We start from the raw sequence: 22,435 nt of genomic DNA, 5'->3' as shown, positions 1-22,435 counted from the left end.
TTTCAAAAATGGAGCAGCGTCACCCACAGGCCGCTTATGGCGCAAAGCCGCCAGATCAAGTCATGATATGCTTCGTTCCCTGATCGCCGTGCCGAGAGCCAACGCTTTCGCCAGGATGGCCGCCGTGGTCTTTAGAGCGGCGATACGCGACGGCAGTTGCTTGTTCATGATGCGCTCCAGCGGGCCGGTCATGCCGACAGAGTGAAGAACAGCTCCACTCGGCAGCAGGACCGGGACGGAGATAGCAGCCAGGCCCTCGTCGATCTCGCCGATGCAGGTGGCATATCCGCTTGTCCTCACCTTGGCATACTCTTGTTCGATCCACTTCCTGCTGGTGCGGGAGTTCACGGTGGGCCTCGGCAATTCGTGCGACAAAGCCTCGGCGATCAACTCCCTGCTCTGGAACGCCATAATCGCCTTGGCGGTCGCAGCAGCGTTCACAGGCATCTCGATACCGGGTTGAACATAACCCCGCCATCTAACGTCCGGTGAGTAAGAGATCGCAACTACGACGCGTGCGCCAATCAGACGCGCTAGGTAGCAGGTCTCCGTCGTCGCCTCTGTCAACGCGCGCAAATGCGGACCAGCCAAGGAGGCGTACCAGGCGTCGTCTGCACCGGCATGCAACAGCCGCGTCAAGCGCTCGCCGACATGATAGGTGCGGCCAGCGTCGCCCTCGGCAGCGAGTCCTGAACGCACCAAACCCTTCAAAAGGCGATGCGCCGTTGTTTTTGGTAGCGCGAGGATAGATGAGACGTCTGTAAGCGTGATCGCGCCGGAAAAAGTTGCGATCACTTCGAGGACGTCGATGTAACGCGCGAGCGGGCCGGGCGACGAATCGTCTTCAGACATCTGATCTGACCAATTGTTGGGCGCGCATGCCGATTTGTGCAGCTTGACTTACCAAGGGATCGACAGATACGGTTTCGGTATTCGGAATTATGTTCCGAAAAACGGAACGGCTAGTCAAGGCCTCAAATCCAGTGAGGCTGCGCAGTGCTCATTAATTTTGTGAAGGAGACGCGGAGTGGGGATCATGCGAAAAGATTTTCTCGGTTCGATGATGGCGGCGCTGATGCTATCCTTCGTCGGCACGGCGCATGCACAGCAGACGGGGCCGATCCTTGTCGGCGCCACGGTGCCGATGACGGGGCCGCTGTCGCTGACCGGTAAGCAGTATCAAAACTCGCTGGCGATGGCCGAAGAGGACATCAACAAGGCCGGCGGCATCAACGGCCGCGCAATCAAGATCGTTTTCGAGGATACACAGGCCTCCAACGGCACCGCCGTGAACGCCTTCGTCAAGCTTGCGCAAGAGACCAAGCCGGCGTTCTTTTTCCTGTCGAGCTATTCGACGCAGAACCTTGCGGTCGCGCCCGAGCTGAAGAAGGTGCAGATCCCGGCCATGTACGCCGGCGGTGCCGATGCCGTGGCCGACGGCGGCAACGAATGGATGTTCCGCATCCGTCCGGCGGACAGCGTCGCCGCAGAGGGCATGGTGAAGGCCTCGACCGACGTGATCAAGGCCAAGAAGCCCGGTATTCTCTACATCCAGAACGATTTCGGGCAGGGCGGTGCGCAAACCGCTGCCAAGCGCTTCGAAGCCGCGGGTACGCCGATCGTCGGCATGGAGGCCTACGGCCAGAACGACAAGGACTTCTCGGCACAACTGCTCAGCCTGCGCAGTAAAGGCGCCGACGCGATCCTGATCTTCAACTATCCGCAGGACGGCGCCCTGGTGCTGCGCCAGGCCAAGATGCTCGGTTTCAAGATGCCGCTGGTGACGTCGTCGGCGGCCCTGGTGCCGGCTGCCATGCAGCTATTATCACCGGCTGATCTCGATGGGGTCTGGGGCGTCGTCGATGCCTTCATGGATGTCAGCGTCGGCGGCAAGATGAAGGACTACGTCGAGCGCTTCAAGACCAAGTTCGGCATCGATCCCGATCCCTACGGCCTTGCCTACTATGATGGCGCGCTGCTGATGGCCGACGGCATGCGCAAGGTCGGCACCGACCCGAAGGCGTTACGCGAGTGGCTCGCGGCGGTCAAGGACTGGCCGGGTATTGGCCATGTCTACGCCTATGATGCCAAGGGCAACGGTGTTCGCGACCTTGCAATCGTCAAGGCCAAGCAAGGCACCAAGACGCTCGAACTGGTGCAGCCGGTCTCGCTCAACTGACCATCACATGAACGGCCCCGCGATTGCTGAAGCGGTCGCGGGGGTATCAACGAGCAGGGGCCTCATGGCGGATTTCGTACAGTTGCTAGTCAACGGATTGGCGATCGGAAGCGTTTACGCGCTGGCGGCGATCGGATTCGTCATCGTCTATTCGGCGACCGGCGTGGTCAATTTTGCTGCCGGGCAATTCGTGATGTTTGGCACATTTGCCGGCGTTGCGACGCTCATCAATGCCCAGTTTCCGTGGCCCGTCGCCTATGGCGCGGCGCTGCTGATCATGGCGCTGTTCGGCCTGCTGTTTTTCATCTCCGTTTATCTGCCGCTGCGGCGCGGGTCGATCGTCACGATCATCATCGGCACCGTCGCAATCAGCATCACCATGCAGAATGCGGCATTGCTGACGTTCGGATCGTGGCCGTTCCGTCTGCCGTCGCCCGTCGAGGACAGCGCTGTCGTTGTCGGCGGCGCCATCATTTCGACCCACGCGCTGGGCGTAGTGGGCGCCACGGCCCTCATGGTCGGCGGCCTATGGCTGTTGTTCAACCGCACCTCCGTCGGCATCGGCATGCGCGCCGTCGCGCAGGATCTGCAGGCCGCCAAGCTGATGGGGCTCAAGGTCAATCGGCTGTTGGCGCTGTCATGGGTGCTGGCGGCCGTCCTCGCCGGTGTTGCCGGCCTGATGCTGGGGCCGATGTGGTTCGCCGACGTCAACATGGGTGATCCGATTGCGCTGAAGGCGTTCGCGGCGACGATTATCGGCGGCTTCGGCAGCCTGCCGGGCGCCATCGTCGGCGGCCTCTTCGTCGGGCTCAGCGAAGTGCTCGGCGCGTCGTATGTATCGTCGGCTTACAAGGATCTGATCTCGTTCGGCATCATGATCATCTTCTTGCTGGTTCGTCCGCAGGGCGTGTTCGGCGAGAAGATCCAGGACCGGGGTTGATCCGATGGCGATGCGCGCTCCCCTTTTGATCGCCGTGGCGATCCTCGTCCTTGGCGGCCTGCTGTCGCTTGTACTGCCGGAATACTATTTGCGGCTGCTGAACCTTTCGGCAATCTCCGCGGTGGCGGTGATCGGCCTGAATTTCGCGTTCGGCTATGCTGGCCTGATCTCGCTCGGCCACGCGGCCTTTGTCGGGATGGGGGCCTACGGCCTTGCGATCCTGACCACAACTTGCGGCTGGTCGCCGTGGCTCGCGGCGCCTGCTGCGGTGGCCGCCACCGCGGTGCTGGCTGCGTTGATCGGCTTTCCGCTGCTGCGCCTGCGCGGTCACTATCTGGCGCTGGCGACGCTCGGCCTCAACGTCTCCTTTTACATCGTGACGTCGAACTGGATCTCGCTCACCGGCGGCACCAACGGCATCGCGCGCATTCCCGGACTGGCAATCGGAGCGTTCGATTTCTCGGGTGAACATCAGTTCCTGTGGCTGGTGCTTGTGGTGCTCGCTGCGGTCGCGGTCATTGCGGCGATGTTACATGCGTCGCGTCATGGCCGTGAGATGATGGCGGTGCGCGATGACGAGATCGCATCGGAGATGATCGGGATCGATACCACGCGCGTCAAGATCACGGCCTTTGTGCTTTCGGCGATCTGTGCGGCTATCGCGGGATGTCTGTTCGCGCTGCATGTCCGGTTCGTGGCGCCGGAGGATTTCACCTATGCGCATTCGATCACCTATCTCGCGATGCTGATCGTCGGCGGCGAGGGCACCATTATCGGTGCGATTCTCGGCGCGATCCTGCTCACCTTCCTGCCGGAATGGCTTCGCTTCCTGGGAACGGCCTACCTGTTCTTTTTCGGCCTACTGATGCTGGTCATACTGGTGTTCCTGCCGACCGGGCTTGTCGGGCTTGGGCAGCGGCTGCGAAGGCCGCGCAAGCGTGTGTCGCCGGCCCCCGTGGCCGCACCGGAGGCCACGTCATGACGGTGTTGGAAGCGCGCGGCGTTCACAAACGCTACGGCGGTCTTGCCGCTTTGGCGGATGTCGATCTGACGGTGGAGAAGGGCCAGTTCGTTGCGGTGATCGGACCGAACGGCGCGGGCAAATCGACGCTGCTGAACGTCCTGACCGGGCTGGCGATGCCCGACCAAGGACATGTAGTGCTCGACGGCAACGACATCACACGGATGGCGACCAACCGGCGCATCCGCGCCAGACTGGGTCGCACATTCCAGCATGGCCGCGTTTTCGCGCGGCTCACCGTGCTGGAAAACGTGATGACCGGCGCGGCGATCCGTGGCGATCTCAGCGAGGCCGGCCTGCGCGAGGTTGCGATGGAGGTCATCACGCAGACCGGACTCGCCGACGAAGCGCACAAGGCGATCGGATCGCTCTCCTACGGCCGCCGTCGCATGGTCGAGCTCGCGCGCGCGCTTGCCTGCCGGCCGAACGTGCTGCTGCTGGACGAGCCGGCGGCAGGCCTGAATTCCGGCGAGGTCGACCAACTGGTCGATCGCCTGACGCAACTGCGCGCCTCCCATGGGCTCGCCATCGTGTTGATCGAGCACAACATGGGCATGGTCATGCGCCTCGCCGAGCGCATCTTCGTACTCAATTTCGGCTGCAAGATCGCGGAAGGAACGCCGGCGGAAATCCGGGCAAACCCCGCCGTGCTGTCGGCCTATCTGGGCGAAGGATATGTCCATGCTGACGTGTAACGAACTCGTCGTAGCGCATGGCGACATCGTTGCGCTTCAGGGCGTGACCCTTCACGTCGATGCCGGTGAAACGGTCGCGCTGATCGGCTCCAACGGCGCAGGAAAGACGACGCTGCTGCATACGATCTCCGGCCTCAACCGGGTGTCAACCGGCGACATCCAGCTCGAGGGCACCTCGATTGCCGGCTGGTCTACCGACCGTCGCGTGGCCCGGGGCATCGCGCAGGCCCCAGAAGGGCGTCGGATCTTTCCAGGGCTTACGGTCGAGGAAAACCTGACGCTGGCCACCGTCAGTTGGCGTCGCTGGGGCCAGTCCATCGCGGCCGATCTCGACCGCGTCTTTGAACTGTTCCCGCGATTGAAGGAACGCCGCAAGCAGCTCGGCTGGTCGCTGTCCGGCGGCGAACAGCAGATGCTGGCGATCGGACGTGCGTTGATGGCGCGGCCGAAATTGCTGTTGCTCGACGAGCCCTCGCTCGGCCTCGCGCCGCGGCTTGCCGAGGAGGTCTATGAGCGCGTCAGGCTGATCAGCAAGTCCGGCCTGACTATCCTGGTCGTCGAACAGAACACCGTGCTGGCGTTGTCAGTCGCTGACCGTGCCTATGTGCTGGAAACCGGGCGCATCGTGCTCGAAGGACCGGCCAGCGAGCTCAAGCATAATGCGCGCGTGCGCGAAGCCTATCTGGGCCGTTAAACCTGAAATCCAAGGAAGCAATATGTATCCGAACAATCATGATCGTTCCCGCGACCTCTACCAGCGCGCGCTGAACAGTCTGCCGGGCGGTAACACCCGCACCACCGTTTTCATGAAGCCGTTCCCGATCTATGCAGCATCGGGCGCCGGCTGCCGCGTGCGGGATCTCGACGGCAACGAGTATATCGATTGCATAAACAACTTCACCTCGCTGATCCACGGCCATGCGCATCCGGCGCTGATCGAAGCGGCCACCAAGCAGCCGGCGCTCGGTTCGGCGTTCGGCATGCCGACTGAGTCCGAAGTCGATCTCGCCGAGCTCCTGGCGGCGCGGCTGCCGTCGGTCGATCAGGTCCGTTTCGCCAATTCCGGCACCGAAGCCGTGATGATGGCCCTGAAGGCGGCGCGTGCCTATACGGGCCGTCCGAAGATCGCGAAATGCGAGGGCGCTTATCATGGCTCCTACGACTATGCCGAAGTCAGCCTCGATCCGACGCCGTCGGCTTGGGGCGGCAACGCGCCGGTCTCCGTCCCCTATGCCAGGGGCACACCGGAGAACGTGCTGGCCGATGTGGTGACGATTCCCTTCAACGACATCGAAGCGGCGGTGAGCCTGATTCGCGAGCATGGTGCGGAACTCGCTTGCGTGCTGGTCGACCCGATGCCGAACAGGGCAGGGCTGGTGCCGGCCGACAAGGCCTATCTGGAGGCGTTGCGCGAAGTGACTCGCGAAGTCGGCGCGCTGCTGATCTTCGACGAGGTCATCACCTTCCGCCTCGGCTATCACGGCGCACAGGGCCTGTGGGGTATCGAGCCGGATCTCACTACGCTCGGCAAGATCATTGGCGGCGGCTTCCCGGTTGGCGCCATCGCGGGCGGCAAGGAGTTCATGTCGGTGTTCGATCCGTCCTCGGGCAAGCCGGCGCTGCCGCACGGCGGTACCTTCTCGGCCAACCCCGTCACCATGCGTGCCGGCATCGCCGCCATGGAATTGCTCGACGATGCGGCGTTCGCGCGGCTCGACAAGATCGGCCAGGCGGTCCGCGACGGCATCGACGCCGCTTTTCGCAACACCCGCGTGCCCGGTCGCACCGTCGGCCTGGGCTCGTTGCTGAAGATCCATTTCACGGATCGCCAAATCCGCGACTATCGCTCGGCTTATCTGAACGATGCCGAGACGAAGCGGCAGACTGTGTTCAATGCGGGGTTGCTTAATCGCGGAATCTTCGCGGCGAATTACGGATTGATGGCGCTGTCGTTGCCGATGTCCGATGCCGATGTCGATACCATCGTCGAGGCGGCGGCGGGTGCGCTGCAAGAGGTCGCCGCGCTCGGCTGATCGTCGACCTTGGTACCACGGCTGCTCCGGCCGGCGTCATGCTGCGCCGGACCGAATCTCTTTTTCGCAAGCAGGCTCGCGATGACTTTGAAAATCGATCCCATAACCCGCTCGGTCGTGCAACATCGCCTGAGTTCGATCGTCAACGAGATGGGCGAAGCGATGCTGCGCACGTCCTATTCGCAGATACTGAACTCAAGCCGGGATTTCTCGCTCGGTATCTGCGACATCGACGGACGCCTGATCGCGCAGGCCGACCATATTCCGGTTCATGTCGGTGCGTTGTCATGGGCCACGCTCGCCGTCGAGGAGCGCTTCAAGGACATCAAGCAGGGCGACGTGGTGCTGCTGAACGATCCCTATCATGGCGGCAGTCATCTTCCGGACCTGACGGCGTTCGTGCCGGTGTTCGATGGCGACCGCCGGCTGTACTGGACCATCGTGCGGGCGCATCAGAGCGACATCGGCGGCGCTACCCACGGTGCGTATAATCCCGGCGCGACGGATATCTGGCAGGAAGGCCTGCGTGTCCCGCCGATCCGGCTTTATGAGGCCGGCAAGCTTCGCGATGATCTGCTCGACATGTTGGCGCTGAACGTGCGCAACCCGCGGGATTTCCGCGGCGATCTGGCGGCCATGGTCGGCGCTGCGCATCTCGGCGAACGCCGCGTGCAACGGCTGTTCGCTGAATTTGGCGGCGAGACTGTGGAGGCGGCCGTAGAGACCATCCTCGATGCCGCGGAGCAGCAGACCCGCGCGGTGTTGTCGACCTGGAAGGACGGCGTATTCTATGGCGAGGCATTCCTTGACGATGACGGTCATGGCCGTAGCGACATCAAAATCGCGGCAAGGGTGACCAAGAAAGGCACCAACATCGAGATCGATCTGTCGGACTCCGATCCGCAGACCACGAGCTTCGTCAACTCGTCGCATGCGAACATGCAGGCCGCGGTGGTGATGGCGTTTGCCTATCTCATCGATGCCGATATTCCGAAAAATGCCGGCGCATTGCGGCCGCTTACGGTGGTGGCGAAGCAGGGCACCATCGTCTGGGCCGATCCCGGCCTGCCGGTGACCATGTGCACCAGCCATCCCTCTAATGAGATCGTCGAAGCAATCGTCAAGGCGTTGTCCGCATCGTGCCCGGATCGCGCGATGGCAGGCTGGAGCCGGCGCTTTCGTATCGCGATCCAGGGCGAGGATCCGCGCACCGGCCGAAGCTTCATCTGGCACATGTTCCAGGCGCGGCCCGGCGGCGGCGCGTCGTTCGGCGGCGACGGCTGGTCCTCGATCGGCGAATGGCACACGGTCGGCGGCATCAAGTTCGGCAGCATTGAAGTCGCCGAGGTGCGTTTCCCGTTGCATTTCCGCCATCACGAATTCCGGGCGGACTCCGGCGGCGAAGGCAAATATCGCGGCGGCCTCGGGGTCTCGCTGGACCTGGTGATGGAGACGGCAAAACCCGCGCGCGCGAATACGGCGGGCGAAGGCACCAGGCACGGCGCCTGCGGCATGCTCGGCGGCAGCGATGGCCAGCCGCATCATTATTCGTTGATCTCGGAAGGCCGCGCGCCGCGCGTGTTGCGGACCAAGGAGGTCGGCATCGAGGTGCTGCCCGGCGACTGCTTCAAGATTCTGTCGAGCGGCGGCGGCGGCTATGGGCCTCCCGACCAGCGCTCGCCGCAAGCCCGCGCGCGCGATGTCGTGCAAGGCCTCACCACGACTGAATCAAAGACCGAGCAGGTATCCTGAAGATGTTTACGATTGGAATTGACGTCGGCGGCACCTACACGGACCTGGTTGCGATCGAACGCAACGGCCACACCGTATTTGCGAAGTCGCCGTCCACGCCGCAGGATCAGTCACTCGGTGTAATGACCGGGCTCGAAGAACTCGCGCGGCGGCTCGGTCTGTCGCGTGCCGAGATGCTCGGCCGCACCGATCGTCTGGTGCACGGCACGACGGTCGCCACCAACGCGCTGCTCGAACGCAAAGGCGCGCCGGTCGCGCTGCTCACGACGCAAGGCCACCGCGACGTCATCGAGATGCGCGAAGGTCTGAAAGACGATCGTTATAATCTTCGCACCGCGCCGCCCGAGCCGCTGGTGCCGCGCGAGCTACGCTTTGGCGTGCGCGAGCGAATCCGGCCGGATGGCGAGGTGTTGATCCCGCTCGATCACGATTCGCTCGGCGAGGCGATTGCCGCAATACGGGTGGCGGGCGTGACGTCGGTCGCGATTTGCTTCCTGCATTCCTATCGCAATCCCGCGCATGAGATCGCCGCGGCCGAGCGGCTGCAGCGCGAATTGCCTGATATCAGCGTGTCACGGTCGAGCGACGTGTTGCCGCAGATCAAGGAATACGAGCGGGTTTCGACGACCATCGTCAACGCCTATGTCGAGCCGGCGGTGCGGCGTTATTTGACCAATCTGGAAACGCGATTGAAAGAGGCCGGTCTCGCCAACCAGTTGTTCATCATCCTGTCTCACGGCGGCATGGCACCGGTCGCCGAAGCGGCGCGCCTCGCTGCCGGCACTGTCCTGTCCGGCCCCGCCGGCGGCATCTCCGGATGCCGGCGCTGCGCCGAGTTGTTGGGGATACCCGACCTCGTTCCGTTCGACATGGGCGGCACCAGCACCGACATCTCGCTGATCACCGATGGTCGCGCGTCGCTGTCAGCCGATGGCGGTCTTGCTGATCAACGCATCGCGCTGCGCAGCCTGGACATCGCGAGCATCGCAGCCGGCGGCGGCTCGATCGCGACGGTCGACGCCGGCGGCACGTTTCGTGTCGGCCCCGAAAGTGCCGGTTCGGTGCCGGGGCCGGCCTGCTACGGCAATGGCGGCGTCGAGGCGACCGTCACCGATGCCAATGTCATTCTCGGCTATCTAGATGCATCCGCCTTCATGGGCGGCAAGCGTCCGCTGGACCGCGCGGCGTCTGAAGCGGCCGTCGACCGTCTCGCGACATCGCTCGGCCTGTCCCGCGAGGATGCCGCGGCGGGCGTCTACCGTATGGTCAATCTCCGCATGGCGGACGGCATTCGACTTATGACCCTGCGCCGCGGCGTCGATCCACGGCGCTACGCGATGCTCAGCTTCGGCGGCGCAGCCGGCCTGCATGCCGCTGAAGTCGCGCGCGAGCTCGAGATCAAGCGCATCATCGTGCCGACCGCGGCCTCCGTGCTGTCGGCTTGGGGCATGTTGACAAGCGATCTGCGCTATGAGGTCAGCTGTACGCACTACAGCGCAGGCCAGCGCATCACGCAGTCGGAGGTGCGCAGCATTTTCGCTGATCTCGAAGGGCAAGCGACCGGCCGGCTGCAATCGTGGTTCGGCGGCAAGGTCGTCGTCGAACGCTCCGCGGAGATGCGTTACGGCGAACAGATATTCGAGATCGACGTTCCGTTGGACGATCTCGACTGGGCGTCCGACGATATTGTCGATCGTATCGAAGCACTGTTCCATCGCCGCCACGAAGAACTTTACACCTATGCGTCGCGGGATCAGGAAGTCGTATTCGTCAATGCGCGCGTGGCGGCGGTCGGCATCATTCCGGAAGCGGCAAGCGTGTCGCGCGCGACCCCTGCGCTTTCTGCCTGCGCGCCGTCAGGCAAACGTAACGCGTTCTTCGGGGCCTGGAAGGAAGTTCCGGTGTATGCAGCGAATTTGCTGAGGCCGGGTCATGAAATCGAAGGTCCCGCGATCGTCGAGGCCGAAACCACAACGGTAGTGGTCAACGTCGGCGACCGCATCACGATCAACAACCTCGGTTGGCTCGACATCTCGCTGGCGTAGGAGATGATCTGCCAGATGAGGTTGTCATCAGTTGGCTTGTATGTCGCAGCACAATGGCTGCTTTCCGCGCAAAGCGGCGTGCAAGAACGAGCCTATCAGTCGGACGTTGCCATGTGCTCTGGTTCGCGTTTACCTTAGCTCTGTGGCTCACCGCGTGGTGACAACTGTGAGGGTCGATTATTTACTGGAATGATTTCAGAACTTTACAGCTTTTCACGATTGCCTGTGAACTAAAAAGCATCGCGCGTGCGGCAGACCGGCTCGGCATCGCAGCGTCGGCCGCCAGCCGGCGAATCCAAATCCTCGAGCATGATGCCGGCACGGCTCTACTGACCCGAAAGCCGCACGGCGTGCAGCCCACAGCGGCGGGCCAAACATTTCTCAGGTTCGCTCGCGATATCCTCCATCTGGTGGATCGCGCGGAACATCTTCTCACCGAGCATGAGTCAGGCATGCGCGGCTATGTGCGCGTCGCGTCGTCCAGCTCGGTGCTGCTAGGCCGGCTGGCCGCCGATCTATCACGGTTCGCCGAGCTTCACCCCGATATTGAGATCGACCTGCAGGAGCAGGGATCGGAAGGCACTTTGGAAATGGTGCGCAACAAGGAAGCCGACATCGGACTATTCGTGGGCGCCTTCGAGGCCCAATCGCTGGTGACGTTCCCGTTTGTTCCCCGTCAGCACCCCTGAGACAAATTGAGGGACTTCACGAAGGGAGGATTTCTGGTTCATCGTAGCCGTAAGGAGCGAAGATGAAGCAGAAATCCGGACCGGGCAAAGCGCCCGCAGAACAAGTGCTGAAGGACATCCGGCGTCAGACGCGTCGGCATTATTCGGCCGAGGAGAAAATCCGCATCGTCCTGGAGGGGCTGCGGGGTGAGGAGAACATCTCCGAGCTCTGCCGTCGGGAAGGCATCGCCGCCTCGATGTATTACGGCTGGTCCAAGGAGTTCCTTGAGGCCGGCAAGCGCCGATTGGCCGGTGACACCGCACGAGCCGCAACGCCCGGCGAGGTGAAGGATCTTCGTCGTGAGGCCACCGCGTTGAAGGAGGTCGTGGCCGATCTCACTCTCGAGAACCGTCTGCTTAAAAAAAATATGAGCGGGGATGGGGAGGACGAGGCATGAGGTATCCCGCATCCGAGAAGGCAGAAATTATCGAGCTGGTGGAGCGATCGCATCTGCCTGCCAAACGCACGCTGGACAAGCTCGGCATTCCACGCGCCACCTTTTACCGATGGTACGATCGTTACCGTGAGGGTGGGATCGAAGCGCTGGGCGATCATCGCTCCCAACCGGATCGCGTCTGGAATCGCATTCCGGACGACGTCCGCAGCCAGATCATCGACTTGGCGCTGCAGGTTCCTGAGCTGTCGCCGCGGGAGCTGGCCGTGCGGTTCACCGACGAGAAAAAGTACTTCGTCTCCGAGGCATCGGTCTATCGGCTGTTGAAGGCGCATGACCTGATCACCAGCCCGGCTTATGTGGTGATCAAGGCGGCGAACGAGTTCAAGGACCAGACCACCGCGATCAATCAGCTCTGGCAGACGGACTTCACCTACCTCAAGATCACCGGCTGGGGGTGGTATTATCTGTCGACGGTGTTGGACGACTTCTCGCGCTTCATCGTGGCCTGGCGGCTCGGCCCCACTATGTGCGCTTCCGACGTCACGGCCACGCTGGACCAAGCTCTGGCCGCATCGGGCCTCGACAGCGCCACCGTTGTGCATCGGCCAAGGCTGCTAAGCGACAACGGCGCATCCTATGTTGCAGGCGATCTGGCTGACTGGCTCGAGGACAAGGGCATGCTGCATGTGCGGGGCGCACCCTATCACCCACAGACCCAGGGCAAGATCGAGCGTTGGCACCAGACCCTGAAGAACCGGATCCTACTGGAAAACTATTATTTACCCGGAGATCTCGACCGACAGATTGGAGCCTTTGTCGAGCACTACAATCATGTTCGATATCATGAGAGCATCGAAAACGTAACACCTGCCGACGTTTACTTCGGCAGAGCGCAGAGGATCCTCGCAGAACGCAGACGCATTAAACTTGCCACCATCGCGAACCGACGCTTGCAGCACCGACTGCAGGCCGCTTAAACTCTAACCCTGATGAGCCAGAGCCTCTCTTCTCGAAATGCCTGATCAGTCTCAAATTGCCTGACGACGGACAAACCGGCCTCGACAAGCTTGCGACGTTGATCAACGGCCTCGCGGAATCCGCGAAGTCGGGCGGCTCGGCTGTCGGCCAGATGGCCGCCGCTGTCGGCAGTCTCGTCGCTGGCTCGGCGCTCGCCTCGACGGCGTTGCGCTCGATCTTTCCGGGCGTGTTCGGCGCGGCGTCGGGTGTCGTCGCCGGCCCGGCTGCGGTGATCGGCAGCGTGCTCGCCGGCGGCGCAACCGCTGCCGTGGTCGCGGCCGAGATCATCAAGAACAACCCGGAAGGGTTCAAGGACGTTCGCGAAAACGGCATGCTCGGCGCGATGTCCGGCGACGCCGGCCTCGCCTCGGCGATCTCGACCGGCTCGCCGGAAATTGTCGATATGCTCGCCAAGCGCGAGGCTGATATCAAGGCCGCCGCCGCCGCGCGGCTCGACGCCATGAAGCCGAATTTCGGCGACATGAAGCACGCGCCGGAAACCTCGGCGCCAGGCACCGACGACTCGCTCGGCGATGTCGGCGATCAAATGCAAGGCATGCTCAACAAGCTAAACGGCGCCGGCCCGGCTGCCGATGCCGGGCAGAAAACCGGCGCGGCGTTCACGGAAAATCTGCAGGGCCAGTTGAGCGCGGCCGAGGCGGCGGTCGCTGCATCGGTCGGGCGCATGCAAGGCATGTTGAATTTCTCGGCCTCGCCGACGATCTCGCCGAAGGTCAACGCGCCATCAGGCGGCGCCGCGCCTGGCAAGCAATCCGCGCGCGACACGTCAACTAAACTCGGCGCGCTGATCGACGATCGGTCGCGCGGTAGCTTTGTGGACTCGGAGTATTCCTAATGCTGTACGCTCTCGGCCCGCTCGATTTCGAGGTCGCGCCCTTCAACACTCACGAGGTCGACCGCTCGCACGCGGCCGACTTCGCCTCTAAGGATTTGCTCGGCCGGCGCAAGGGGCACGAATTCGTCGGCGCCGGCGATGAGCGGATTTCGTTTCGCGGCAAGCTGTTCCCGCACAAACTCGGCGGCCTCGGCGAGCTTGCCATTCTCGACGCGTTGCGCGACAGCGGCGCGCCGCAATTGCTGTTGCGCGGCGATGGCACGCCGCTCGGCTGGTTTCTGATCGAGCGGGTGCGCGAGTCGTCAAGTCACCTCGACGGGCGCGGTATCGGTCGCATGATCGAATTCGAAATCGAGTTGATGCGTGACGATCCGCCGAGCGCGGCCAGCTATATCGCTAACCTGTTTAGCCTGTTCGGGTGATCCAATGCCGTCGAAAGAAACGCTGCTCGTCGCGCACGAGGCGACGACGCTTGATTTGTTGCTGTGGCGCCGGTTTCGGGCCGCGACGCCTGGCATGGTCGAGCGCACGCTAGACATCAATCCGGGCCTCGCCGCCCTCGGCCCGATCCTGCCTGTCGGCACGCTGGTCGAAATCGAGGTGCCGACGCCTGGCGCTGTCAACGCCTTGCCCGTCATCACGTTGTGGGATTAGCGCATGCGCCGCAAAGCAGTGTTTTCGGTATCGGTCGGCGGCTCGCCGGTCGGTGCCGGCTTTAATGCGCTCGTCACTGAAATTTCGGTGACGGACTCGGCCGGCTTGAACGCCGACACCGCGTCGATCGAGTTGGATGACGACGGCGGCCGGATCGCGATGCCGTCGAAAAATGATCCGATCTCGATCTCGCTCGGATGGGAAGGCGAGGGCGGCGCGTCGGTGGTTTTCGAGGGCAAAATCGAGGACGTGCTGTCGACCGGCGGTCGCGGCCAGGGCCGCATGATGTCGATCACCGCGAAGTCGGCCGACACCGAGTCCAAGGTGAAAGAGCCGAGGGAAAAGCATTGGGACGATAAAACCCTCGGCGACGTGTTGCAGGATGCCGGCAAGCACGCCGGCGTGACGGTCAAGGTGCACGGCTCGCTGGCCTCGATCAAGCGCGAGTGGTGGGGCATGACCGGGCAAAGCTTTGTCGCCTAGCCCTGGAGCAAGTTTTAGCATTCGCTTCCAGAACTCGGCCTCGCCGCGCTTTCGGCCAATGCCTATGCGTGCTGAGTCCTTCAAATAGGCACTGTAAAAATCGGCCTTGATGACCTGTTCGCGCCAGGAGTCATCCTCGCTAACTAGCAGGCCGTCATGAAGTCGGTTGAACCAAAAATCGTTGATGGAATCGAGCGATTGGAGTTTTTGGTCTAGCAACGCCTTAGTTTGCGGAATCTTCCATAGGTTTACGGACGCCAAATCGAATGTTTGCAATTCAAAAAGCAGCCGTTCGCGCCCGCCGGTGTCAAGCTGTTCGTCCATCTGTCTAAAGTATTCGTTGTTTTGTGCGCAGTGCGATCCGACATCAAGTACACAAAATCGGCGTTCATCCTCCCCCGCTGGAACAACCCAATATTCATTAGAGGTCATAAGTACGTGCGTGTAATTCGGCATGCGAATAGGATCGACGCCTTTTGCCTCGATCATCTGCACCGCGCTCGTGATCAGGCTTTTGAGCCGTCCCTCGGCATGCTTGTCACCCGCCCATACAGCTTCGTCAGCGTGTAGAAAGAGGCAGCTTGCCGAATGGCTATTGAACTGGCCGGCGATATAGCGGGGATCGTCAACGGGGAAGTAATGGGCGGCGATCAGCGAACCTATCACTTCACCTACTTTACTTTTGCCCGAGCCTCGCGAACCCCGCAGTACAAGCGCGGTGCCAATCCGCTCGCGTGGCTTCTGCATCATGTGCGCAAACCACCCAAACACATACGCGTACAGAGTCGCGTCGCCGTTGCAGACATTCGTCAAAAGATGATCTTTGAAGATTGAGCATGAACCGGCCGGCGACGGGGCAACACTAAAACCTCGATACAGATTGAGGTAACCAGGCTCACACTTCGCACCATCCGGGTTTGGGAAGAACACTACGCCGTTATATTGACGGCGATCCCTGTGGGTCTGCCACGCCTTTGCCCATGTGACAGTTTTAACCTTGCCGTCGGCGCCGACGATCTCGGTCGGCTTATTTGCGAACCACTGATTCATAGACTCGAATGACATCACTCGGACGCGATCATTGATCGGGCCGGCGGGTTGCTCGTTGATCACTACGGCCTTGCCGCCCCAAATCGCGACGGCGTAGTTTTCGTTCATGTCTTTGACGTCGAAGCCGAAGGTGCGCGCGGTGGCTGCCTGGGGCTCCTCTAGGATGGCGTTGGTGCAAGGCACACCAACGCCTTCGATTAGGTCAGCAAGGCGCGCAGCCCGATCTGACACGGTTTCAGCTTCTACTTTTTCAGTCATTTTAAGCCACGGCGATGCGCCCTCGAAAATGAGGATACGCGAGGTTTCGATTTATGGGCGAGGGGATGGAACGCAAAAAGCCCCGCGTTTGCGGGGCTTGGGTCATTCAAGATGGATGAGGTTATTTGGGGAGGGTTAGTGCCACGGTCCTGATCAGCGGCGCGACGCTCATTGCAGCATCCTTCGGATAGCCAGCTTTCAGAAGTAGGGCGGGCACCATTGATACAACGTGCATTGCTTGGGCTTGGTACCTTGCATTGTTCATGAATATTGCCCGAACGTCGCTAGGATCGGGTGTTTGCGAGGTTGCTAGGTACTCGCAAATCTCAGCCGCACACTTTCTGTTAAGCGGGTCCGAGTTGCGTCTGCCATTGAGCACTAAATAGCCAACAATGACGATGGCCACGAGGCCGATTGCAATTTCCATAAACGGTCCTCAAGTGAGCGTAAGAAAATCGAGGCAGTAATTTGCTGCAGCGAATTACCCGCCGGTTAATCGAGACCAGAGTGACCGCCACGGATGTAATTTTCGCTCCAATAGCCGGTCGTATTCGTCCATCACCGCTTTCGGTGAAATGTGACCGGCTGTCTCTTCTGCCTGTCTTAGAAGGCCGTGGTCTGTAGGCGTGAATGCACGCTCTGCGTTTCTTTCAATGCTGCGCAGCAAATCTTTTGTCGGATCGCGCATCGTTTCCCCACGGACAATCTCAGGTGTCGCGTCGGAAAGGTACCAACCAAAAACACGCGGTGCCAGTTGTTTCCACCGAACAATGCGATGGGTGCGAAGACGCAAGCGGTACGAATAAGGAACAGATAAACGGAGTTTCCGGGGCGGTTTCTGGGGCGGTGCCGTTTTCGGTGCGCCGTCAGATGCGGGAAGTGCCTCAAATCATTGGTGGGCCCGGCAGGACTCGAACCTGCAACCAGACCGTTATGAGCGGTCGGCTCTAACCATTGAGCTACAGGCCCCGCCGGGCGGCGCGCGCGCGGTGCTGTCACCCCTTACATGGCCGGCCGCGATCCGGCAATGCCGCGGGCGGCCGCCCGGACCATAGACTTGCAGAGCCAATTGCGCTGATCTGCCGCCAGCCGGCGCACCGCGCCGGACGACAAATGCGGGAGAAGCGTGCGTGGTGGAAGGCGTCGCCTGGGTCGCGGTGGATTGGGGAACCTCCAATCTCAGGGTGTGGGGACTGGACCGCAGTGGCGAGATCCGCGCCGAGGCGTCGTCGGCCAAGGGCATGGCCAGGCTCGACCGCGACGGCTTCGAGCCGGCGCTGCTCGCGCTGATCGGCGACTGGCTGCCGGCCGGTCGCCCGACGCCGGTGCTGGCCTGCGGCATGGTCGGCGCGCGCCAGGGCTGGGTCGAGGTGCCCTATCGGCAGGTGCCGTGCACGCCGGTGGCGCTGGAGCAGGTCGGCCGCCCGCCGACCCGCGATCCCCGGCTGCAGGTGATGATCGTCGGCGGCCTCAGCCAGGCTGCGCCGGCCGACGTCATGCGCGGTGAGGAAACCCAGATCGCCGGCCTATTGCTGGATCGTCCGGGTTTTGATGGCGTGCTCTGCCTGCCGGGCACCCATACCAAATGGGCGAGGGTGCAGGGCGGCGAGATCGTCGCGTTCCACAGCGTCATGACCGGCGAGCTGTTCGCCTTGCTGGCGCAGCAGTCGGTGCTGCGCCACAGCCTCGATGGCGACGGCTGGGACGATGCCGAATTCGCCCGCGCCGTCAGCGAAACGGTCGCCGAGCCCGCCGGTTTCATCGGGCGGCTGTTCTCGGTCCGCGCCGAAGCGCTGCTTGCGGGCCTCACGGCGGCCGGCGCGCGCGCGCGATTGTCCGGGCTTCTGATCGGCGCCGAACTGGCGGCCACGCAGGCCTACTGGAAGGACGAAGCCGAGCTGACGCTGGTTGGCAATGGCGCGCAGGCGGCCCACTATGCGGAGGCGTTGCGCGCGCTCGGCCGCACTCCCGCGACGGCCGACGGCACGCTCGTCACGCTGGCTGGCCTGCGCGCGGCCTGGCAACAACTCACGAAGGATCTGGCATGACGCGAAACATCATCGGCATTCTGCGCGGCATCCGGCCCGAGGAGGCCGAGGCGATCTGTGCCGCGCTGATCGAGGCCGGTCTCACCACCCTCGAAATCCCGCTCAATTCGCCGCAGCCGCTGCAGACCATCGAACATCTCGCGAAAACCTTCGGCACCGTGGCGACCATCGGCGCGGGCACCGTGCTGACCGCGCAGCAGGTCAGCGAGGTCGCCGCGGCCGGCGGCCGCATCGTGGTATCGCCGAACTTCAACGCCGAGGTCGTCGCCGCCACCAAATCGGCGAAGCTCGAATCCTGGCCCGGCGTGCTGACGCCGTCGGAATGCTTTGCGGCGCTGGCGGCCGGCGCCGACGGGCTGAAGATCTTTCCCTGCTCGGTGGTCGGCCCCGCGGGCATCAAGGCGATGCGCGCGGTGCTGCCGGCAGAGACCGCGATCTACGCGGTCGGCGGCGCCGGGCCGGCCAACTTCGCCGAATGGCGCGCCGCGGGGATCACCGGCTTCGGCATCGGCACCGCTTTGTATCAGCCCGGCCAGTCCGCCGCCGAGGTCGGCAAGGCGGCCGCGACGATCGTCGCGGCCTATGATGCGATGCGCGGGTAGGCCGGCGTCAGTCCACCGACACGCCGGCGAACTCCACCACTTTGCGCCATTTCTCCGTCTCGGTGGCGACCAGTTTGCCGAATTCCGCGGGGGTCATCGGCTTCGGCAGTCCGCCGACCTCGGCGAGCCGGGCCGCCAGCTTCGGGTCCTTCAGCGCCAGATTGATCGCCTTGTTGAGCGTCTCGACGATCTCGGGAGGCGTGCCCTTCGGCGCGGAGATGCCGTAGAAGCCCACCGACTCGAAGCCGGGCACGGTCTCGGCGATCGCCGGAATGTCCGGCAGTCCCGGCCAGCGCCGCGGCGTGGTCACGCCGATGGCGCGCACGTTGCCACCCTTCGCCTGCTCCAGCGCGGTGGGCAGGTTCTCGAAGATCAGCCGCACCTTGTTGGAGATGATGTCGGGAAAGGCGATCGCCGAACCGCGATAGGGCACGTGCACCATGTCGCATTTAGTCATTGCCTTGAACAATTCCGCCGACATGTGCACCGACGTGCCGTTGCCCGACGAGGCATAGGAGATCTTGCCGGGGTTGGCCTTGCAGTAGTCGATGAACTCCTGAACGGTCTTCACCGGCATTGCGTTGGCGACCACGAGCATGTTGGGAAACTGCATCAGGCTGGCCACCGGCACGGTGTCGCGGATGAAGTCATAGGGCAATTTTTTGTACAGCGAGGCGGAAATCGCGTTGTTCGGCGCCACGTAGAGCAGGGTGTAGCCATCCGCCGGCGAAGTGACCATCGCGGCGGCGGCGAGGTTGCCGCCGGAGCCGCCACGATTTTCCACGATGAACTGCTGGCCGAAATGCTCCGACAGCCATTGCGTCATGATTCGCGCGACGATGTCAGAAGGGCCGCCGGCGGCGAAGCCGACCAGCAGCCGCACCGGCTTGGTGGGGTAGTCCGCCGCGGAAGCGGGCGCGGTGGCGAGGCAGAACAGGCACAGCATTGCTGCGCGCCAGAAAACAGTCATTGATCCTCCAGGATAATCCGCCATCAGCGTGGACGGGTGGCAAGGCTCAGGCTCGCCCGAGGCCACAACGTTTTCATAGATCGACGGATTTGCCCACAGGCGCGGTCTGGCACCAATGCGCGAAGATTTTGCACGACGTGACGCATTAAAGGCATCACGCGCGAAAGGCATCACGCGCGCCATCCGGCCCGAGCAGGCCGCGGCGATCTGCGCCGGGCCGTCCAACTTCGCCGAATGGCGCGTCGCGGGCATCACCGGCTTCGGCATCGGCACGGCTTTGTATCAGCCCGGCCAGTCCGTCGCCGAAGTCGGCAAGGCGGCCGCGGCGATCGTCGCGGCCTACGATGCGATGGGCGGGTAGGCCGGCGTCAGTCCACCGAGACGCCGGCGAACTCCACTACCTTGCGCCACTTCTCGGTCTCGCTGGCGACCAGCTTGCCGAATTCCGCGGGGGTCATCGGCTTCGGCAGGCCGCCGACCTCGCCGAGCCGGGCTACCAGCTTGGGATCCTTCAGCGCCTCGTCGACCGCCTTGTTGAGAATCTCGACGATTTCCGGCGGCGTGTCTTTGGGGGCGGAGATGCCGTAGAAGCCGATGGATTCGAAGCCCGGCACGGTTTCAGCGATGGCCGGCACGTCGGGCAGCGTCGGCCAGCGCTGCGTCGAGGTGACACCGAGCGCGCGCACCGTGCCGCCGCGCGCCTGCTCCAGCGCGGTGGGCAGGTTGTCGAAGATCAGCTGCACCTTGTTGGAGATGATATCGGGAAACGCGATCGCCGAGCCGCGATAGGGCACGTGCTGCATCTCGCACTTGGTCATCGCCTTGAACAGCTCCGCGGACATATGCACCGAGGTGCCGTTGCCCGACGACGCGTAGGAGATCTTGCCGGGATTGGCGTGGCAGTAGTCGATGAATTCCTTGACGGTCTTCACCGGCATGGCGTTGGACACCACCAGCATGTTGGTGAGCTGCATGATGCTGGCGACCGGCGTGGTGTCGCGGATGAAATCGTACGGCAGCTTCTTGTACAGCGATGCCGAGATGGCGTTGTTCGGCGCGACGAACAGCAGCGTGTAGCCATCGGGGGCCGAGTTGACCGCGGCGGCGGCGGCGAGGTTACCGCCGGAGCCGGCGCGGTTTTCGACCACGAACTGCTGGCCGAACTTGTCCGACAGCCACTGCGCCATGATCCGCGCCACGATGTCCACCGGGCCGCCGGCGGCGAAGCCGATCAGCCAGCGCACCGGCCGGTTGGGATAGTCCGCGGCCTGGGCCGGCGCGGCGAGGATGCCGAGAACGCAAACGAGACTGACGAGGCCGGCGCGCAGATGAGCGATCATGCTTCCCCTCAATGGTTGCCGGCGCCGCGGTGGCGGCAATCGCCGGATCGATCGGGGTGTCGGCGCCCGTTGCAGACATGTTTTCACACAATCGCCGATTTGCCTATGCGACCTCTGTAGGTTCCGCTTGCCCAGGCCGCGTCAACCCGGTCACTGTGCGGCACAACCCTGGAAGGCCGGATTCATGACTATCATTCGCATCGTTTGCGCCGCGGCACTGCTGTTCGGTGCGTCTGCGGCGGCACAAGAAGGAGGCAAGGCGATTCCCGAAACCATTGTCAGCCTGGGCACGGCCACACCGGGCGGCGGCTTCCCCGTCTATGGCGACGCCTTCGTGGCCGCCATGGCCGCCGCCGATCCGACGCTCAAAATCGCGCCGCGTAACACCAAGGGCAGCTATGAGAACATTCCGCTGCTCGAGGCAGGCACCCTCGATCTCGGGCTGGTGGCCGGCGAGCCGGCCTACGAGGCCTTCATGGGCATCGGCCGCAAGCCGACGCCGCTGAAGATTTTCAGCGCGATTTCCTCCAATCCCGGCATGTTCGTGGTCCGCGCCGACAGCCCGTACAAGACCATCCGCGATCTCGTCGGCAAGCCCGTGGCCTTCGGCGCCAAGGGCTCGGGCCTGCCGATCCTGGCGCGCTACGTGCTCGATGGCATCGGCCTCGACCAGGAAAAGGATTTTACGGCGGTCTATCTCGACCGCGCCGGCGACGGTCCGGCCATGGTGCTGGACGGCCGCGTTGCCGCCCTGTGGGGCGCCGGCATCGGCTGGCCCGGCTTCAAGGCCATGAGCGAAAGCGAAGGCGGCGCCCGCTTTATCGCGCCTGACGAGGCCGAGATCGGGCGCATCCGGGCCAAGCACAGTTTCCTCAAGCCGATGACGGTGCCGGCCGGCAGCTATCCGCATCAGGACCGGGCGATCGCATCCTTGGGCTCGTGGAGCTTCGTGCTGGCCCGCGCCGACTTGCCCGACGATGTCGCCTATCGCCTCGCGAAGACCTTGCACGGCGCCGAAGCCGACCTCGGCGCGCGCCTGCCGCAGGCGAAGGAGACCACGGCAGAAAACACCGTGGCCGCGGCGCCGCGCGTGGAACTGATCCATCCCGGCGTGCTCAGGTATTTCAAAGAGATCGGTTTGGTGAAGTAGCGCTCGGTCTCGTTCCCCGGACGCGGCGCAGCGCGCTGCCTGACGATGCGAAGCATCGCTGGGCAGCGTGGTGCGACGCAGATCCGGGGGCCCGCTTTGTGACGTGAGACACCGGGGTCCCAGTTGCCTGATGGCGGAAGCTGGCTCCCGCATCTGCTGAGCGGCATAAGAATGCCGCACCGTGTGCGGGACACGAGACTGGCGCATCCCGCTCTT

20 protein-coding genes, 1 tRNA gene and 2 pseudogenes are annotated in these 22,435 nt (G+C 63.2%); 18 read left to right on the top strand and 5 right to left on the bottom strand.

Annotated elements, in window-relative coordinates:
* Nucleotides 1–60: 60 nt before the first annotated feature.
* Complete coding sequence (locus tag ACUXVA_RS28140) at nt 61–852, bottom strand: IclR family transcriptional regulator (RefSeq protein ID WP_445489461.1); 792 nt, start codon at nt 850–852, stop codon at nt 61–63.
* A gap of 184 nt (nt 853–1,036) precedes the next feature.
* Here ACUXVA_RS28140 and ACUXVA_RS28135 point away from each other — a divergent pair, with 184 nt between their 5' ends.
* The 14 genes and pseudogenes from ACUXVA_RS28135 to ACUXVA_RS28070 all read left to right on the top strand — a co-directional run.
* Nucleotides 1,037–2,179, top strand: coding sequence for an ABC transporter substrate-binding protein (locus ACUXVA_RS28135; protein WP_445489459.1), 1,143 nt, complete (start codon nt 1,037–1,039; stop codon nt 2,177–2,179).
* A 64-nt stretch (nt 2,180–2,243) separates the two neighbouring features.
* Nucleotides 2,244–3,119: a branched-chain amino acid ABC transporter permease gene (locus ACUXVA_RS28130; RefSeq protein ID WP_445489457.1), complete on the top strand. Its 876-nt coding sequence runs from the start codon at nt 2,244–2,246 to the stop codon at nt 3,117–3,119.
* A 10-nt stretch (nt 3,120–3,129) separates the two neighbouring features.
* Nucleotides 3,130–4,101, top strand: coding sequence for a branched-chain amino acid ABC transporter permease (locus tag ACUXVA_RS28125; protein WP_445489455.1), 972 nt, complete (start codon nt 3,130–3,132; stop codon nt 4,099–4,101).
* Nucleotides 4,098–4,835: an ABC transporter ATP-binding protein gene (locus ACUXVA_RS28120; RefSeq protein WP_445489453.1), complete on the top strand. Its 738-nt coding sequence runs from the start codon at nt 4,098–4,100 to the stop codon at nt 4,833–4,835. Before ACUXVA_RS28125 ends, ACUXVA_RS28120 begins: the two co-directional genes overlap by 4 nt.
* Nucleotides 4,822–5,529, top strand: a complete 708-nt coding sequence (locus ACUXVA_RS28115; protein ID WP_445489451.1) for an ABC transporter ATP-binding protein — start codon at nt 4,822–4,824, stop codon at nt 5,527–5,529. The genes ACUXVA_RS28120 and ACUXVA_RS28115 overlap by 14 nt, the downstream gene beginning before the upstream one ends.
* Nucleotides 5,530–5,551: 22 nt before the next feature.
* Nucleotides 5,552–6,868 (top strand): aspartate aminotransferase family protein, encoded by a 1,317-nt coding sequence (locus ACUXVA_RS28110; RefSeq protein ID WP_445489449.1) that lies wholly within the window; start codon nt 5,552–5,554, stop codon nt 6,866–6,868.
* Between the two features lie 81 nt (nt 6,869–6,949).
* On the top strand, nt 6,950–8,620 hold the full coding sequence (locus ACUXVA_RS28105; protein ID WP_445489447.1) for a hydantoinase B/oxoprolinase family protein: 1,671 nt from the start codon (nt 6,950–6,952) through the stop codon (nt 8,618–8,620).
* 2 nt (nt 8,621–8,622) lie between these two features.
* Entirely contained in the window at nt 8,623–10,665 is a 2,043-nt protein-coding gene (locus ACUXVA_RS28100) for a hydantoinase/oxoprolinase family protein (protein ID WP_445489445.1), read from the top strand.
* A 176-nt stretch (nt 10,666–10,841) separates the two neighbouring features.
* Nucleotides 10,842–11,027, top strand: a pseudogene (locus tag ACUXVA_RS28095) (helix-turn-helix domain-containing protein); the annotation flags it as partial.
* A gap of 90 nt (nt 11,028–11,117) precedes the next feature.
* Nucleotides 11,118–11,354, top strand: coding sequence for a LysR substrate-binding domain-containing protein (locus tag ACUXVA_RS28090; protein WP_445489443.1), 237 nt, complete (start codon nt 11,118–11,120; stop codon nt 11,352–11,354).
* 62 nt (nt 11,355–11,416) lie between these two features.
* Nucleotides 11,417–12,768, top strand: a protein-coding gene (locus ACUXVA_RS28085; protein WP_445489441.1) for an IS3 family transposase whose coding sequence is annotated in 2 segments (ribosomal slippage) — nt 11,417–11,753 and nt 11,753–12,768 — 1,353 coding nt in all. Because the reading frame shifts where the segments join, the coding sequence is not laid out codon by codon here.
* 56 nt (nt 12,769–12,824) lie between these two features.
* Entirely contained in the window at nt 12,825–13,664 is an 840-nt protein-coding gene (locus tag ACUXVA_RS28080; protein WP_445489439.1) for a hypothetical protein, read from the top strand.
* A complete protein-coding gene (locus ACUXVA_RS28075) occupies nt 13,664–14,086 on the top strand; it encodes a phage tail protein (RefSeq protein WP_445489437.1) in 423 nt (140 codons plus the stop codon). Before ACUXVA_RS28080 ends, ACUXVA_RS28075 begins: the two co-directional genes overlap by 1 nt.
* Nucleotides 14,087–14,090: 4 nt before the next feature.
* Nucleotides 14,091–14,201 (top strand): annotated as a pseudogene (locus tag ACUXVA_RS28070) (tail protein X); the annotation flags it as partial.
* Here ACUXVA_RS28070 and ACUXVA_RS28065 read toward each other — a convergent pair.
* Complete coding sequence (locus ACUXVA_RS28065; protein ID WP_445493363.1) at nt 14,196–15,548, bottom strand: primase-helicase family protein; 1,353 nt, start codon at nt 15,546–15,548, stop codon at nt 14,196–14,198. The pseudogene ACUXVA_RS28070 and the gene ACUXVA_RS28065 overlap by 6 nt on opposite strands.
* A gap of 1,454 nt (nt 15,549–17,002) precedes the next feature.
* Nucleotides 17,003–17,078: transfer RNA gene (locus ACUXVA_RS28060), tRNA-Ile, on the bottom strand.
* A 161-nt stretch (nt 17,079–17,239) separates the two neighbouring features.
* Here ACUXVA_RS28060 and ACUXVA_RS28055 point away from each other — a divergent pair.
* Nucleotides 17,240–18,157, top strand: a complete 918-nt coding sequence (locus ACUXVA_RS28055) for a 2-dehydro-3-deoxygalactonokinase (protein ID WP_445489435.1) — start codon at nt 17,240–17,242, stop codon at nt 18,155–18,157.
* On the top strand, nt 18,154–18,759 hold the full coding sequence (locus tag ACUXVA_RS28050) for a 2-dehydro-3-deoxy-6-phosphogalactonate aldolase (RefSeq protein WP_445489433.1): 606 nt from the start codon (nt 18,154–18,156) through the stop codon (nt 18,757–18,759). Before ACUXVA_RS28055 ends, ACUXVA_RS28050 begins: the two co-directional genes overlap by 4 nt.
* A 7-nt stretch (nt 18,760–18,766) precedes the next feature.
* Here the strand turns inward: ACUXVA_RS28050 and ACUXVA_RS28045 are convergent, their stop codons facing one another.
* Nucleotides 18,767–19,729 (bottom strand): Bug family tripartite tricarboxylate transporter substrate binding protein, encoded by a 963-nt coding sequence (locus ACUXVA_RS28045; protein ID WP_445489431.1) that lies wholly within the window; start codon nt 19,727–19,729, stop codon nt 18,767–18,769.
* Between the two features lie 115 nt (nt 19,730–19,844).
* Here ACUXVA_RS28045 and ACUXVA_RS28040 point away from each other — a divergent pair, with 115 nt between their 5' ends.
* Nucleotides 19,845–20,090: a hypothetical protein gene (locus ACUXVA_RS28040; RefSeq protein ID WP_445489429.1), complete on the top strand. Its 246-nt coding sequence runs from the start codon at nt 19,845–19,847 to the stop codon at nt 20,088–20,090.
* Between the two features lie 7 nt (nt 20,091–20,097).
* Here the strand turns inward: ACUXVA_RS28040 and ACUXVA_RS28035 are convergent, their stop codons facing one another.
* The gene (locus tag ACUXVA_RS28035; protein ID WP_445489427.1) at nt 20,098–21,069 is read right to left on the bottom strand and encodes a Bug family tripartite tricarboxylate transporter substrate binding protein; all 972 of its coding nucleotides are present in this window, start codon (nt 21,067–21,069) and stop codon (nt 20,098–20,100) included.
* Between the two features lie 184 nt (nt 21,070–21,253).
* On the opposite strand from ACUXVA_RS28035, the gene ACUXVA_RS28030 reads away from it, so the two are divergent.
* Nucleotides 21,254–22,219, top strand: coding sequence for a TAXI family TRAP transporter solute-binding subunit (locus tag ACUXVA_RS28030; RefSeq protein WP_445489425.1), 966 nt, complete (start codon nt 21,254–21,256; stop codon nt 22,217–22,219).
* Nucleotides 22,220–22,435 lie beyond the last annotated feature (216 nt).

The organism is Rhodopseudomonas sp. RCAM05734 (assembly GCF_052658035.1).
This window is presented reverse-complemented; position numbering and strand designations above follow the sequence as displayed.